General features: G+C 44.0%; 12 protein-coding genes. 2 read left to right on the plus strand and 10 right to left on the minus strand.

Annotation, left to right across the window (positions count from 1 at the left end; all coding sequences use genetic code 11):
- Positions 1–34 precede the first annotated feature (34 nt).
- Positions 35–1,345, minus strand: a complete 1,311-nt coding sequence (gene mtaB, locus CLOSYM_RS19430; protein WP_003498807.1) for a tRNA (N(6)-L-threonylcarbamoyladenosine(37)-C(2))-methylthiotransferase MtaB — start codon at positions 1,343–1,345, stop codon at positions 35–37.
- A gap of 138 nt (positions 1,346–1,483) precedes the next feature.
- Here mtaB and CLOSYM_RS19435 point away from each other — a divergent pair, with 138 nt between their 5' ends.
- Positions 1,484–1,714, plus strand: a complete 231-nt coding sequence (locus CLOSYM_RS19435; protein ID WP_003498810.1) for an HPr family phosphocarrier protein — start codon at positions 1,484–1,486, stop codon at positions 1,712–1,714.
- A gap of 91 nt (positions 1,715–1,805) precedes the next feature.
- Here CLOSYM_RS19435 and thiI read toward each other — a convergent pair whose 3' ends face one another.
- The 7 genes from thiI to lepA form a co-directional block, all read right to left on the minus strand.
- Positions 1,806–2,984 (minus strand): tRNA uracil 4-sulfurtransferase ThiI, encoded by a 1,179-nt coding sequence (gene thiI, locus CLOSYM_RS19440; protein ID WP_003508145.1) that lies wholly within the window; start codon positions 2,982–2,984, stop codon positions 1,806–1,808.
- 45 nt (positions 2,985–3,029) lie between these two features.
- Entirely contained in the window at positions 3,030–4,184 is a 1,155-nt protein-coding gene (locus CLOSYM_RS19445) for a cysteine desulfurase family protein (RefSeq protein ID WP_003508153.1), read from the minus strand.
- Between the two features lie 29 nt (positions 4,185–4,213).
- Positions 4,214–4,951 carry a 16S rRNA (uracil(1498)-N(3))-methyltransferase gene (locus CLOSYM_RS19450; protein ID WP_021643474.1) on the minus strand — a complete coding sequence of 246 codons (738 nt, stop codon included), beginning with the start codon at positions 4,949–4,951 and terminating at the stop codon, positions 4,214–4,216.
- Between the two features lie 47 nt (positions 4,952–4,998).
- Entirely contained in the window at positions 4,999–5,955 is a 957-nt protein-coding gene (gene prmA, locus CLOSYM_RS19455; protein WP_021643475.1) for a 50S ribosomal protein L11 methyltransferase, read from the minus strand.
- 330 nt (positions 5,956–6,285) lie between these two features.
- A complete protein-coding gene (locus tag CLOSYM_RS19460) occupies positions 6,286–7,047 on the minus strand; it encodes a sulfite exporter TauE/SafE family protein (RefSeq protein WP_003498820.1) in 762 nt (253 codons plus the stop codon).
- A 301-nt stretch (positions 7,048–7,348) separates the two neighbouring features.
- The gene (hemW, locus tag CLOSYM_RS19465) at positions 7,349–8,533 is read right to left on the minus strand and encodes a radical SAM family heme chaperone HemW (RefSeq protein ID WP_044902960.1); all 1,185 of its coding nucleotides are present in this window, start codon (positions 8,531–8,533) and stop codon (positions 7,349–7,351) included.
- 38 nt (positions 8,534–8,571) lie between these two features.
- The gene (lepA, locus tag CLOSYM_RS19470; RefSeq protein ID WP_003498824.1) at positions 8,572–10,386 is read right to left on the minus strand and encodes a translation elongation factor 4; all 1,815 of its coding nucleotides are present in this window, start codon (positions 10,384–10,386) and stop codon (positions 8,572–8,574) included.
- Between the two features lie 1,147 nt (positions 10,387–11,533).
- On the opposite strand from lepA, the gene CLOSYM_RS19475 reads away from it, so the two are divergent.
- Positions 11,534–12,775 carry an IS256 family transposase gene (locus tag CLOSYM_RS19475; RefSeq protein ID WP_003508162.1) on the plus strand — a complete coding sequence of 414 codons (1,242 nt, stop codon included), beginning with the start codon at positions 11,534–11,536 and terminating at the stop codon, positions 12,773–12,775.
- 183 nt (positions 12,776–12,958) lie between these two features.
- Here the strand turns inward: CLOSYM_RS19475 and CLOSYM_RS19480 are convergent, their stop codons facing one another.
- The gene (locus CLOSYM_RS19480; RefSeq protein ID WP_003508164.1) at positions 12,959–14,482 is read right to left on the minus strand and encodes a lipopolysaccharide biosynthesis protein; all 1,524 of its coding nucleotides are present in this window, start codon (positions 14,480–14,482) and stop codon (positions 12,959–12,961) included.
- A gap of 336 nt (positions 14,483–14,818) precedes the next feature.
- A complete protein-coding gene (locus CLOSYM_RS19490) occupies positions 14,819–15,877 on the minus strand; it encodes a glycosyltransferase family 2 protein (protein WP_115639053.1) in 1,059 nt (352 codons plus the stop codon).
- Positions 15,878–15,880 lie beyond the last annotated feature (3 nt).

Here is a 15,880-nt window from a genome sequence, read left to right on the forward strand (position 1 = left end):
TTCCGGACGCGTCCTCCAAACCTCAGTTAAATCCTCATTTCAAAAGCAAAATCTCATCCGACAGCTTCTCCGTCAGCCTTCCTTTTACAGTTGTATTCTTAAGCCCTTCCTCAAACGGTATTGCCGCCTTTACATATTGCCGTGTATGTCCCATCATATAGGCCTGTCCGCCAATCACGACCTTTTCTTCCAGCAGCACCTCCGTCTCTTTCCCGAGAAATGACTCACGGTATTCATCCGACATCTTATGTTCTAATGTTAGGAGGATATCGCTGCGGACCGACTTATCCTGCTCCGGAACCTGATTTTCCATGACTGCGGCCCTGGTGCCCTCCCGCTTGGAATATTTAAAGATATGCATTTCATAAAAACGGACCGTCTCAAGGAATCTTTTCGTCTCATCAAACTCTTCCACGGTCTCCCCCGGAAATCCAACAATCACATCCGTCGTGATCGCCGGATTATCAAAGTGCTTTCTCAGGATGACACAGCGCTCCAAATACTCTTGCGCAGTGTAATGGCGGTTCATCCTTGCAAGCGTTGCATTGCACCCGCTCTGGAGGGACAGATGGAAATGAGGGCAAATGCTCTTAAGACCGGCCAGAGCCGAAACAAATTCTTCCGTTATGATTCGCGGTTCCAGGGAACCGAGGCGGATTCTTTCAATTCCCTGGATTTTATCCAGACAGGTGATAAGACTCAGAAGATTTTCCCTCTTTTCCTCCGGAAAATCGACGCCGTAGGAACTGAGATGGATTCCGGTAAGAACAATTTCTTTATACCCGGCCGCCGCAAGTCCTTCCACCTCCTTCACCACATCCCCTATCGCCCGGCTTCTCACCCGGCCACGGGTATATGGGATGATGCAATAGCTGCAGAACTGGTTGCAGCCGTCCTGCACTTTAATAAAGGCTCTTGTATGATCTGCGATTTTCCGGATATGAAGTTCCTCATACTCACCGGTTGCCGCGATATCGATCACTTCCTCCCTGTCGTCCCGATCTGCAAAATATCGTTCCAGAAGACCCACCAGATCTTTTTTCTTGTTATTTCCAATTATCAAATCCACCGCCATGTCTTTCTCCAGATCCTCTTTCGCTGCCTGGACATAGCAGCCCACGGCAACCACTACGGAATCAGGATTCATTTTCTTTGCCCGGTGAAGCATCTGCCTTGATTTTTTGTCCGCAACATTAGTTACGGAACATGTATTGATTATATATACATCGGCCCCATCCTTAAAAGGCACGATTTCATAGCCGGCATCTTCCAGGAGCTGCTGCATGGCTTCCGTCTCGTAAGCGTTTACCTTGCATCCCAGGTTGTGCAGTGCTGCTTTTCTCATTGTCATTCTCCTTAGCTTTAAAGTTCCTGATTTCATACAATCTCTCTCTTGACTTTTGCTCCATATCCCGGTAGTATAGAGTTAGTATTTTACCAGCATAAGAGCTGAAATAACATAGCAACAAGAGGAGGTTTTTTCATGAAAACAGTTCGTATTTCTTTAAATTCAATTGATAAAGTTAAATCTTTTGTAAACGATTTAGCAAAATTTAATGTCGATTTTGACCTTGTATCCGGCAGATACGTAATCGATGCCAAATCGATTATGGGTATATTCAGCCTGGATTTGTCCAAGCCTATCGACCTGAACATCCATTCCGAAACAGAGATCAATGACATTCTTACAATTTTAGCACCATATATCGTTTAAACAAATACGCCCTGTTTTAACGCTGAAAAGCACGTCCCATTCAACATAGTTTTTCCTAAGCGGGAGTCCCAAAATCCGGACTCCCGTTTTCTCAACACCGTATAATCTCGGCTGTTTCAACAGCCTGTTTCAACATTTCATCAATTTTTTCTTCCAGTTTTGTTTCCGACTTCTTTATCAAATCCAGGTTTGGCTTTGTAACAGGATGCTTTGCAACAAAAATCGTACAGCAGTCCTCGAACGGCTCAATGGACGTCTCAAATGTTCCGATTTTCTGTGATATATCCACAATCTCCTGCTTATCAAATCCGATAACAGGACGAAATACGGGAAGTGTACACACTTCATTGGTTACAGCCAGCGAATGCACCGTCTGAGAAGCTACCTGTCCGATACTCTCTCCCGTGATAAGGCCGAGACAGCCGTCTTTCTTAGCCAGCTCCTCCGCAATCTTCATCATATACCGGCGCATGATAATCGTCAGTTCCTCATGAGGGCATTTATCATAGATATAAAGCTGGATATCAGTAAAATTCACTACATGGAGCTTGATTGGTCCCGAGTATCTGGATACGAGCTTCGCCAGGTCTATCACCTTCTGTTTGGCTCTCTCACTTGTATACGGCGGAGCATGGAAGTAAGTGGCTTCTATCGTCACACCCCTCTTCGCAATCATATATCCGGCCACCGGGCTGTCGATTCCGCCCGACAAAAGCAGCATAGCCTTGCCGTTCGTTCCCACCGGCATTCCGCCCGGGCCTGGGATTACCAGGGAGTAAAGGTTTATATTTTTGCCCCTGATCTCCACGTGGAGAAGTACGTCGGGATGATGCACATCCACCTTTGTCTCAGGATATGTCTCCAGAATGATTTCTCCCAAATCGCGGTTAATCTGATCCGACGTGTGGGGGTACTGCTTATTGGCCCTTCTCGTATCCACCTTGAATGTGAAATTTTTATCGGGGTACGTCTCGTCAATAAATTTCAAGACCTGTTCCTTTAAATCCTCATATCCTTTATCTTCTATCTGCACCATCGGACAGATGCCGGCAATTCCGAACACACACTGAAGAGCCGATACCACCTCATCATAGTCGAACTCCGAAGATGCATGAGCATAAATCCGTCCCGACTCCTTGATAACGGAGAAATCTCCGTCCAGACGTTTCAGGGAATGGTGGATGTGGGAAGTCAGCTTGTCTTCAAAAATATAGCGGTTCTTGCCTTTTACCCCAATTTCCGCGTACTTTATTAAAAATGAACGTACCATATGTTTATATTTCCTCTCTGTTTCCTTATCTGTTAAATGGTAACCTTATCTGGCTCTGTAACGTCTCAGTACGGGCAGCAGTTCTTTCAACACATCAACTGCATAATCAACCTCTTCTTCCGTATTGAATGCGCCGAAGCTGAAACGCAGTGTGGAATCCTGCAATTCTTTTTTTACGCCAATCGCCTTCAGCGTTCCGCTCACTCCCGGATGGTTCGAGGAGCAGGCTGAACCGGATGACACATAAATTCCCCTGTCCTCAAGCGCATGGAGCAGCACCTCGCTTTTTATTCCTTCAAAGCTTGCACTAACCACCTGGGGAGCATTTTGTCTGTCCTCATGCCCGTTAATCGTCACACCATCGATTGTCTTCAGCCCGGCAATCAGGCGTTCCCTCAGTGTATACAGCTTCTCAACCCGCTCCCCATGATTTTTATAAATCTCCTTTACGGCTGCCCCCAGTCCGGCACAGCCCGGCACGTTCTCCGTCCCGGAGCGCATCCCCTTCTGCTGACCTCCCCCGAATACAATGGGTCGGATTTTTACTTTTTCATCAATATATAAAAAGCCGATTCCCTTCGGACCGTGTATCTTATGAGCGCTTACCGACAGCAAATCAATCCCCTGCTTTTTAGGGCGTATCTGAAATTTGCCGTATGCCTGAATTGCATCCACATGAAAATAGGTTTTTGGGTTTTTATTCTTAATGCAGCGGGCAATCTCCTCCACCGGCTCCACAGCGCCGATTTCATTATTAACGTACATTATGGATACCAAAATCGTATCTTCCCTTACCGCCTCCTCAAGCTCCGCCAGGGAAATGCAGCCAAAGGAATCAACTGGAAGATAGGTAATTTCAAAGCCCTGTTCCTCCAGCCAGGCCATTGTATTATATACGGACGGATGTTCCACCGCGCTTGTAATCAGATGTTTTCCTGTCCTCTGATTCGCCAGGGCCGTCCCAATCAGCGCCAGGTTATTCGATTCTGTCCCTCCTGATGTGAACAGGATTTCTTTTTCCTGAACCTTCAGCGAATTGGCTATCTCTCTTCTGGCTTCTTTTATAATCTTTTCTGCCTCAACGCCCTTCATATGGCGGGCGGCCGCATTCCCGTAGTCCATGGTCATGGCATTTACTACCGCGTCTTTTACGCAGTCAAAAACCTGCGTAGTAGCCGAATTATCAAAATAAGCTTCCATTTTTCTTCCTCTTTCTGCTTTATGGACGTCTAACGGTCCAGAGAAATCATCAGGGCCGACAAAACGCACAAGCCCGCTGTCTCTGTCCTTAAAATTCTCCTGCCGAGCGAGGCAGGGCTGACTCCCCTCTCCCCTGCCTGCCGTATCTCTTCTTCTTCAAAGCCGCCTTCCGGTCCGATAAATATGGCAATATCCATTCCCGCTTCCGCGGTCTGAAGAAGCCGTCTGGTCTCCTCCATTCCCTTTGCGCATTCGTACGGAATCATTTTAAGTCCAAAGTCTTCTGCCATCTGCAGAGCATCCTTGTATTTAACAACTCCTGTTACTTCCGGTATGATGCTCCGTTTTGACTGTTTCGCCGCACTCTCAGATATCGCGTTCCATCGCTTTATCCTCGCCTCTTCTTTTTTCGAATCAAGCTTCACCACTACCCGTTTTGTCTCAACCGGAATGATTCTGAATGCGCCAAGCTCAACGGCCTTCTGGATAATCAGCTCCATTTTATCACCTTTGGGAAGCCCCTGAAACAGGTGGATTCTGGCAGGCAGCTCCATTTCACTCTCACTCTTCTCCAGTATTCCAAACAGGATCTTGTCCTGCGCCAGTTCTTTTGTTACACACAGATAATCACCGCCGGCCTTAGCACTGATAAGAACCCGTTCTCCCGGCTTCATCCGGAGTACATTCTTTATATGATTTACATCGGGTCCGGTAACCGCAATTACGCCTTCCCCTATCTGTTCCTGTTCAACAAAAAAATGATACATGTTTTTCCTCTATATTCTGTGTCAGTTCAGACAGCATGAACTGTTACCTATTTCTTACGCGCCGTTATGGATACCCACTCTCCCTGATAGGTCACCTCAATGATTTCAAAGGCGCTGTTGGCTGCAAAAGCCTCTTTGACCGCCTCTTCCTTCATATTAATGATACCGGAGGTGATAAAAATTCCACCTTTTTTTATATGAACCGGTATTTCCTTCTGGAGCATAATAATAACGTCAGCCAGAATATTGGCAACCGCCACATCGTAGTACTCATAACCAGCGGCGTCCTGTACCTCTTTATCATCGATGATATTTCCCTGAAGAACGGTAAATAATCCGGCCGGGATACCGTTTGCCTCAAGATTTTCTCCCACTGCCGTGATGGCGTTCTCATCAAGATCGGTTCCGAATACCTCTTTCGCCCCGAGTTTCAAAGCGGTGATGCCCAGAATTCCGCTTCCTGTCCCCACATCCAGAACCTTCGTGTCACAGCCTGTGTATTTACGAAGCTGGCGGATGCACAGCTGAGTCGTCTCATGCATGCCTGTGCCGAAAGCAGTTCCCGGATCAATCTGAATCAGCAGCTTGTCCTTATGCTCCTCAGGAATCGTCTCCCAGGTTGGCTTAATCAGGATATCATCCACTGTAAATGGTTTAAAATACTGCTTCCAGTTATTAATCCAGTCTTTGTCCTCTGTTTCTGATGCCTCGATCGTACATGCGCCCAGGTCGGTAAACATTTTCAATTCTTCCAGCGCTTCATTTACTTTTTCAAGCATGCCCGGTACATCGGCATCATCGTCCAGGTAAAAGCTGACTTTCGCTATTCCTTCGTCGGGAGGCAGCTCCGGGAGTATATCGATGAACATCCCTTTTGTCTCTTTTTCCGTAAGAGGAATATTATCCTCGATTTCAATACCCTCGATTCCGATTTCATCGAAGGCACAGCTAATTAAATCTACGGCCTCGGTCGTAGTCGTCAGGGTGAATTTCTTCCACTTCATAAGATTTCCTCCATAAATACGCCGGATTTTACTCCGTTATATCCGTTCTTTTTTGTTTGCTGTTTATATGCCAAATATCAAATTCATGTCAACCGGTTACTGTTCGCAGCCCTGCCAAAAGCGCAGTTCTGCGGCCAGTAACACGCTCCGCGATGCACAGAAACGGCAGAAAACGCCGTTGATTGTGGTGAAAAATTTACTTTTCATCGCGTCGTGCCGTGTAACTCGGAATTTTCGTACAAACTGCACACGAAAACACCTCGCGGGATACTACCCGTGAACAGTAACTTCATCTGTTACGTACTGACTACCTGTGTCATTCCGTCTGTGTCATCCTCCCAGTAAAATTTTACCAAACAGGATGGTCAGTACAATCAGTACCACCGGACGCACGATTTTCTGACCGTTCGAGAGCACCAGGCCGGAACCGATATAATTTCCCACAATGCTGCACAGGCCTGCTGCCAGACCAAGGGGATATAATACTTTCCCGTTTATGATGAATGTGACGATAGCCGCGACATTGGAAGAAAGGTTGATGGCCTTTGTTGTCCCCGCTGCCTCTTTCATCGTATATTTTGCGGCGCCCGTAAGAATGAGGATTAAAAAGGTTCCTGTTCCCGGACCATAGAAACCGTCATAAGTCCCGACTACCAAAGCCGCTGCAGCCGCAATGATAAATGACTTTTTGGCCGGTATCGTCCCTGCCTGCGAGTCATCTCCCATCCTCTTATTGCGAAGCACATAGAAAGCGACAATGGGAAGCACGGCGATCATCATGTACTCCACTATCTTTTCATTCATTAAGAGGGTCAGGTTGGAACCGATCGTAGAGCCAACCAATGCCGCCGCAATGAACCAGATTACCTTTTTCAGGTGAATGTAGCCATTCTTTGCAAAACGGTATGTAGCCATGGAGGTTCCCATTGTAGAACACATCTTATTTGTTCCAAGGGCCATGTGTGGAGGCACTCCGGCAATCATAAAGGCCGGGAGGGAAATCAGTCCGCCCCCTCCTGCGATTGAATCCAGCAGTCCGGCCAGAAAAACCAGGGGACAAACAATCAGATAGTGCGTCATTGTGATTTCCATTACTCATTTCCTCCCAGATGAAACTCTTTTTATTACTCTTCTTTATTACTCTTCTTTTTTCTCTTCCATATTGCTCTTATTGCAGTACTGTTAATGATACAGTGAAACTCAATCTATAATAACAAATACACTGATACTTGTAAAGATTGCTGCTGGTTACTGTCCACCCCCTGCCAAAAAGCGGCGTGCCGGTAACAATTCAGTCAGGTCTGCGCATTTGCTGCGCTGACTGTGCGAAAAGGTAGTGGCAGCCGGCAGCCGGCTATCGCGCAGTGATTTTAATGGTAACGAAAGATTTCCGCTACAACAGAAATTCAGCCAGTACACAGTTGCTGACATCCAGCCCAAATTCACTCAGCCTGTACCTTCTGTCCTCTTTTGTTCCCGTCATTTCCATCAGGCCGTCCTCCATCAGTTTCCCAATGGTCATTCCATATATTTCTTCTATATTTAAGCCGAAGCGCTTTTTAAAATCTTTTGCGGCAATCCCTTCCGTAAGCCGAAGACCCAGAAACATGAATTCTTCCATCTCATCCTGTTCCGTGAGGATTTCCCGGTTTTCGTACTGGCGTCCCTCCGCCAGCTCTTCCCTGCTAAGATCCAGATAATCATTCATCTCTCTGATGACGGAAAAACGTTGTCCTTCCATCAGTGAGGAAGCTCCCAGACCGATTCCCAGATAGCTGACCCCGGTCCAATATCCCACATTGTGGATACATTCCCTGCCCGGCCTGGCGTAGTTTGATACCTCATACCGGTGATAACCTTTTTCCGCCAGATATTCTTTTGTGTGGTGATACATTCTGCGGTCTTCTTCCTCATCCGGAAGAACTTCTGCCCTGCCCGAATATTTATCATAAAACGGAGTGCCTTCCTCTATGATAAGACTGTATGCAGAGATGTGTTCCGGTTCCAGGAGCGCGACACATTCCAGTGTATCCGCATAAGATTCAAAGCTCTGTCCCGGCAGTGCCGACATCAAATCAACATTAATATTATCAAAGCCTGCTTCTCTGGCTAAACGGTAACTCTCAAGAAATTCGTTCCAGGAATGGATTCGTCCGAGCTCCCTCAGTTCGCCTGGATTGGCCGACTGAAGGCCGAGGCTTAACCGGTTGATTCCGGAGTTTTTGTAAGCTCTGAGTTTTTTATTGTCGAGTGTACCGGGATTGGCTTCAATGGTGATTTCGGCATCCGGCAATAGTCTGAAATTTTCCTTTACCGCGTTCATAACAGCGCAAATCTGCTCCGGGCAGAGAGAAGACGGAGTCCCCCCTCCTATAAACACAGAAATCACCGGGAAGGCCGCGTCAGCGTCCCGCCCGGTTATTCTGGTCCCGCATGTTTCTATTTCCTTAATCAACTGCTCCACATATTTTTTTCTGGTCACTTCGTCCGCCGCAAAGGAAAGGAAGTCGCAGTACAGACATTTTTTAACGCAGAATGGGATGTGGATATATAGTTCTAATGGGGTGTTATTTTCCATTGTTCCCGCCTGATTGTTTAATGATTTTTGCCGGAACATCATTCCTCGTCCAGCTTCAGCACACTCATGAATGCCTTTTGCGGAATTTCCACGTTTCCGATCTGGCGCATTCTCTTCTTGCCTTCCTTCTGTTTTTCCAGAAGCTTTCTCTTACGTGAGATATCGCCTCCATAACATTTGGCAAGAACGTCTTTTCTCATCGCTTTGACTGTCTCCCTGGCAATAATTTTGCCGCCCACGGCCGCCTGAATCGGAATCTCGAAAAGGTGTCTCGGAATCTCGTCCTTCAGTTTCTCGCACATTCTTCTGCCCCGCTCATAAGCCGAACCTTCGAATACAATAAATGAAAGGGCATCGACTTCCTCGCGGTTCACAAGGATATCCAGTTTTACAAGCTTGGACTGTTCGTAGCCCTTCAACTCATAGTCAAAGGACGCATATCCGCGGGAGCGCGATTTGAGGGCGTCAAAGAAATCGTAAATAATCTCGTTGAGGGGAAGTTCATACTTCAAAAGCGCCCTTGTCGCCTCAATATATTCCATGCCCAGATAGACTCCGCGGCGTTCCTGGCACAACGTCATAATAGCCCCGACAAATTCCGTCGTTACCATGATTTCTGCCGATACAATGGGTTCTTCCATATATTCTATCTCGGATGGGTCGGGAAGGTTGGACGGATTGGTAAGCTCCATCATCTCTCCGTTCGTCTTGTGGACACGGTATACAACGCCCGGAGCCGTCGTCACCAAATCCAGGTTATATTCCCGTTCCAGACGTTCTTCGATAATATCCAGGTGCAGAAGGCCAAGGAAACCGCAGCGGAAACCAAAACCGAGCGCAATGGAAGTCTCCGGTTCAAAGAACAGGGAGGCATCATTTAACTGTAATTTTTCCAGTGCATCCCTGAGATCCGGGTATTTTGCACCGTCGGCCGGATAGAGACCGCAGTAAACCATCGGGGTCACTTTTTTATATCCCGGGAGGGGTTCTTTGCAGGGATTCTGCGCATCGGTGATCGTATCACCCACCATCGTATCCCTGACATTCTTGATGCTGGCCGTGATATAGCCTACCATACCGGCTTCCAGTTCCTCACAGGGAATGAACTGGCCGGCTCCGAAGTAGCCTACCTCCACCACATCTGCCTTGGCTCCGGTCGCCATCATCTTAATCTGGGTGCCTTTACGGACACTTCCATTCTTAATCCGGCAGAATACGATGACGCCTTTGTAGGAGTCATAGAGGGAGTCGAAAATCAATGCCTGAAGCGGCGCCGCCGCGTCTCCCTGGGGAGCCGGAATCTTTGTGACGATTTGTTCCAGGACCTCGTCAATGTTTAAACCAATTTTAGCTGAAATTCTCGGGGCATCATGGGCCTCGATTCCGATTACGTCTTCTATCTCTGCGGCAACACGATCCGGTTCCGCACTTGGAAGGTCAATTTTATTGATTACCGGAAATACATCCAGGTTGTGGTCGAGGGCAAGGTATACATTGGCCAGCGTCTGGGCCTCAATTCCCTGTGCGGCGTCTACAACAAGAATCGCTCCGTCGCAGGCTGCGAGGCTCCTCGATACCTCGTAGTTGAAATCGACATGGCCTGGGGTATCGATGAGGTTGAAGATATACTCTTCTCCGTCTTTCGATGTATATACGGTACGGACTGCCTGGGCCTTGATCGTGATTCCACGCTCACGCTCTAAGTCCATGTTATCAAGTACCTGGGACTGCATCTCCCTGCTGGTAAGTAAGCCAGTCTTCTCTATAATTCGGTCTGCAAGGGTTGACTTGCCGTGATCAATGTGGGCGATGATGCAGAAATTTCTGATTTTGCTTTGGTCAACTATTGCCATGGGTGGGTTCCTCTTTTCTTTGGGTTGTGATTATTGTGATGGGTGTAGGCCGAACTACACTGCTTCTATTAAAAAATATGCCCTGTTTTGATTACTGAAATCCGCTGCAGTCTGATATAGGGCGAGATTTGGGCATAGTTTGTCAGTCTAGTAGAATATAGCATTTTTTGGGGGAACTGGCAAGAGGGAGGGGGGATTTTTCCTGAATTTCTGGAAACAGTTGGGACTGCCGAGTCTTCCGGTATATTTTGCCCGTTGTCTTATTTTGATGCACTAGGGTTCGAATCTGTTCTTCATAGGCAGCGTAATCACATCCCATGATCCGCTGCGGCATTGTGTTTTTACGGTTTTCTTCCCCACATATCAATCGATAGCGCCCGTTACGCCGCTCTGCCTTTCTGATATCCCTGCTGACTTGACGCAAAGAACCATCTATATTCCGAGTAAACGATTCTATAGCAGAGGAACCAGATAATCTTCCTCTAAACTTCTATCCGTCGAACAGCAGGGCATTGAAGCCGCCTTTCCTCCCAGGAAAATGGCTCTGTGGACATGCCTAAAGGCTACCTTTAGCATATTTACCATGTGCTCTTTTCCAAAGTATAACAAATTGATATTGCACAGTCAATCGAGGTTTCCGAGGATTAATTCGCTTTAATTAAATTGGTTGATTTAGTTGATTGTTGTTGAATGTCCTTGCTGAATGCCGGAAAAAGCCGGGAAGTGAATGTTTCACTACAGCTATAAGAGCATCCGACGCAAATGATATGGCGGATGACTGGACAGGCAGAAAACTATCTGTATGAAAAGAATTGCGTAGTAGAGGGAGGATTGTAAGAGAAGAAAGGGAGGTATTCCTACTGCAGAGTATTATTTAGGTAATAGTTCAGGTAGTATTCGAAAAAGAACTTTCACGAACACTACCTAAGCAAATGTCGCATTAATCTACGATGATCTGATTGCTTTTTAGAATCTCCTATTTCCTGTTAAACAATCTCATGTATTGTATCCGCTTTATGCTTTGATTTATCTTGAGCGAGGTCAATTTTATCTGCTACTGAGAATTTGAGTCTGTGAAAGTTTTTCTGTAATTAAAGATTTATAAGGTCTTCTATGATAAATTTAAAATCATAGGAGGCCTTTTATTATGGCAAGAGAAAAGAAACCGTTACACAAAGTACAAATGACCGATGGAAAGCGAAACATCATCCGGCAGCTTCTTGAGGAGTATGAAATCGAATCTGCCCAGGACATCCAGGATGCTCTCAAAGATCTACTGGGCGGTACCATCAAAGAGATGATGGAAAGCGAGATGGACGAGCACCTTGGTTATCGCAAGTCAGAACGTTCCGGCTGCGATGACTATCGCAATGGCTATAAAACCAAACAGGTGAATAGCAGCTATGGAAGCATGAAAGTCGAAGTCCCACAGGACCGTAACTCCACCTTTGAGCCACAGGTGGTAAAGAAACGCCAGAAAGATATCTCTGATATCGATCAGAAGAGCATATCCATGTACGCCAAAGGGATGACAACACGGCAGATCTCGGAAACACTGGAGGATATCTACGGCTTCGAGGCCTCCGAAGGCTTCATTTCGGATGTGACGGATAAGCTTCTGCCCCAGATTGAAGACTGGCAGAACCGCCCTCTTTCCGATGTCTATCCGGTGCTTTATATCGATGCAATCCACTATTCTGTGCGTGATAACGGCGTGATCCGTAAGCTGGCAGCCTATGTTGTACTTGGGATTAATTCAGATGGTTTAAAAGAGGTTCTGACCATCGAGGTTGGCGAAAATGAGAGTGCCAAGTACTGGCTTTCCGTTCTGAACGGTTTAAAAAACCGTGGAGTAAAAGACATCCTGATCCTCTGTGCTGATGGACTGACGGGGATCAAGGAAGCGATAGCCTCTGCCTTTCCAAAGACGGAATACCAGAGGTGCATTGTCCATCAGATGCGGAATACATTAAAATACGTATCAGACAAGGACCGGAAGCTCTTTGCGGCAGATCTCAAAACGATTTACCAGGTGCCAACAGAAGAGAAGGCATTAGAAGCCTTGGAGCGGGTCACCGAAAAATGGTCGGAAAAGTACCCGAATTCTATGAAAAGCTGGCACCAGAACTGGGACGCGCTCGTCCCCATCTTTCAGTTTTCAACGACTGTCCGCAAGGTTATATATACCACGAACGCAATCGAAAGCCTGAACGCCACATACCGGAAGCTGAATCGCCAGAGGAGCGTGTTTCCAAGCGATACAGTCCTTTTAAAAGCCCTGTACTTGTCAACGTTTGAAGCAACAAAGAAGTGGACGATGCCAATCCGGAACTGGGGCCAGGTATACGGGGAACTGAGTCTCACGTATGAGGGCCGGCTGCCGATCTAAGGAAATCTAGAACCGTTCAGGACAGGCGGGAATCCGCCTGTTCTTGACATACGCAAATATGTGCGGTATATATAAAACAAGGGCTGAACGTTCATAAAGAAGCTTTCAGCCCTGCCATTATCATAGAAGATCTGCTTTTACAGAGATTTCTTCACATACTCTTTTTAACCGTTCCCAAACATATTATTTATTTCTTCTGAATATATTTTCTAATTTTATCACTAATCCCTTAGTTTCCTTTTTCCATATAGCATATAACAATATATATATTCCAAAGCTTACCACAACTGACACAAAACAATTGTACAAGAGATTAATCCCCAATTTCTCCCATGAGAATAGATTACAAATCAATTTAGCACTAATCATACTCAAAAACGTAACTATTGTCATCCAAATTAATTCTCCAATGTACTCATCAAGGTTTCTTTTCAAAACTTTTTTATAAACCAAAAAAGGGTACGTATATACGTATAATATAAGAGTACTAATTATAGTCCCAAGTATAATCCCAGCCATTTCCAAATAATGCAATAAAACTAAAGAGCTAATTAAATTCACACCGGATTCAATTAATGGTATAAATCTGTCTTCATACAAAATACCTGCGGTTTCTTTAAATATACTATAAACGGTTCTCATTCCCTGCATGTAAAAATTAACCGCTAACACAAAAACTATATATTCTGAAACTATATATTTTTCTCCAAAAATGAACTCAATCATCGGGGTCGCAACACAATAAATCCCAACTGTTGCACAATTAACAAACGCTGCATTTAAAATCTGCATTTCCAAAAAAACTCGAGTAATTTTTTCTCTGTCATTTTCTACTAACATATGACCAACCCCAGCAGTTGCTGCTGTCATAATTCGTGAACATATAGCACTTAGTGCATTTATAATCAAAACATAATTAGAATAAATCCCCACCGAAGTCAGCCCTAAAAATCTAGAAATTAAGATATTGTCTGTACCTTGCACAACGAATGTACCAATCTTATGAAAAACAGCCCCTTTTACTTTTCTATAAATATCAAATAAAATTTCTTTAGGAAGAAATACATTATCCTTATTCTTTAAAAAAGTGTATTTCTGATCAGCAATTTTATTGAGAATGAGATTTTCAATTAATCTACATACCAACATAAGGGAAAGATAAAATAAGAAATCATGAGTAATCCACAATATGATAATCTGTCCTATTTTTAATACACATTGATATAAAATATCCAAAGAAATCACAATATAATTTTTTTGGTCAGCAATTAAAATAGAGCGCTTATAGGTAAATAAATATGATATGACTGAATCGGCTAAGAAAAATCCATAAATTGCACCAAGCGAATATATTGTTGTATTAACTGTCACTACCATATCCAAAAATGGAATAATCAATAGTCCTAATATCAATATTACCACTGCAATTACGCGATAACACTTTTTATAAAATTGCATTAGCGCAATAATTGTACTTTCATCATTCTCAATTAAAGGCTGATATAAATGATATATAATTGTTGTTCCAAGCCCCAATTCTGCTATCGAAAGCATAGACAAAATATTACTAAATAAACCATTAACTCCTTGATAATCAATCCCCAAAGTATCAATTAGAATTTTTTGATTTAAAAGTCCCAATGAAATCGTCACAATGTAATATGACAATCCAGCAACTGAGTTATAAAACGCCCTTTTTGTTTTCATATATTATATATATCCCCCTGTGAGATCCTTGGTAAATGCCTCAAAACATGGCGTATGGCAAATACGCTTCAACGCTTCATACTATCCGAAACGTTATTTGAGACTCTTTTTATTTCATCTTATCAATCTACATTCATCGGGCAGTTCTGATGCCCACGAAAGGTAACGCTCAATGATGTCTGGGGGCTCCAGATAAAAATTATACATCTTTTCAGAAGGCAGATATTTCAGGAATGCACACACATCCAAATCATTTGCTTTGGCGCTTTCTATTCGTGTATACAATACAGTATTTACCATTTCCCTCCATCGAATATCATACGTAAACGGATTTTACTATATCTTACCAACATAAAGTTTAATCATCATATATGTAAAGAAATATAGACGAGTTTTCATAGTAAAATTAAGAATCTCTTTAATGATTCTTCTGGTTCTTCTTGTTTCAAAGTGGAAGTCTATTGATCGTATTGCGTTTTGAAATTGATCGCTCTTTATCGCTTTTTTTAAGATTTGATATCTCCTGCCAAATGACTCTGTGTTTTTACTATTAAAAATATATCCTCTGGAAAGGATAAATATATCATGCCATACCCTATATGCAACGCCTTTATCTATATTTCCATTCCAAATGGAAGCCCCTACAGAACTAACCTTTTCTGTAATATACATGAATTCTTCGTAACAATTGCTTCTGTATCCCTGCATTGCCGAGCCTTTTCTAACGGCATATATATACCATCGTGATTTACAAATAACTGCTGTATGACATTTCTTTAATAATTCTATATTCCATAGTGTATCTTCATTCCATCTTGGAATGACATCAAATAAGTTATTATCAAATAGTTCACGTCGAAAGAAACGACACACTGGTCCATCACTAATATATCCACTCTTATAAACATACTTGGCTTCCTTGTATCCAAGTATGTGATTTAGGAGTACAGCCATTTCCTTTTCGTCGTCGAGTACCAATTCCTCGGGACTTTCATTAACCGCCGTATGTTTTAATTTCCCTTCATCTGATAAATCTTTATAAACATAACCAAACACAATGTCCGGATGGTATGTGTTTATTATACTTGTTGCCTGTTCAATGCACTTATCAGTAATATAATCATCGGAATCTAAGAATAGAATATACTCTCCTTGCGCTTTTTTAACTCCTAAGTTTCTTGCGACAGAAGGACCGGAATTTGTTTGCCTGTAATAATGTGTATCACAGTATTCATTACATATTTTTCTATATAAATCAGAATTATTCTGATCACTTCCGTCATCAATGATGATGATTTCAACGTCATTTTCATCTTGATGTCCTACACTTTCAATACATCGATGAAGCAACTCTAACGATACATTGTATACTGGTACAACAACACTAACTAGCATTTT

Origin of the sequence: [Clostridium] symbiosum ATCC 14940 (assembly GCF_000466485.1) — a bacterium.
Lineage (GTDB): Bacteria > Bacillota > Clostridia > Lachnospirales > Lachnospiraceae > Otoolea > Otoolea symbiosa.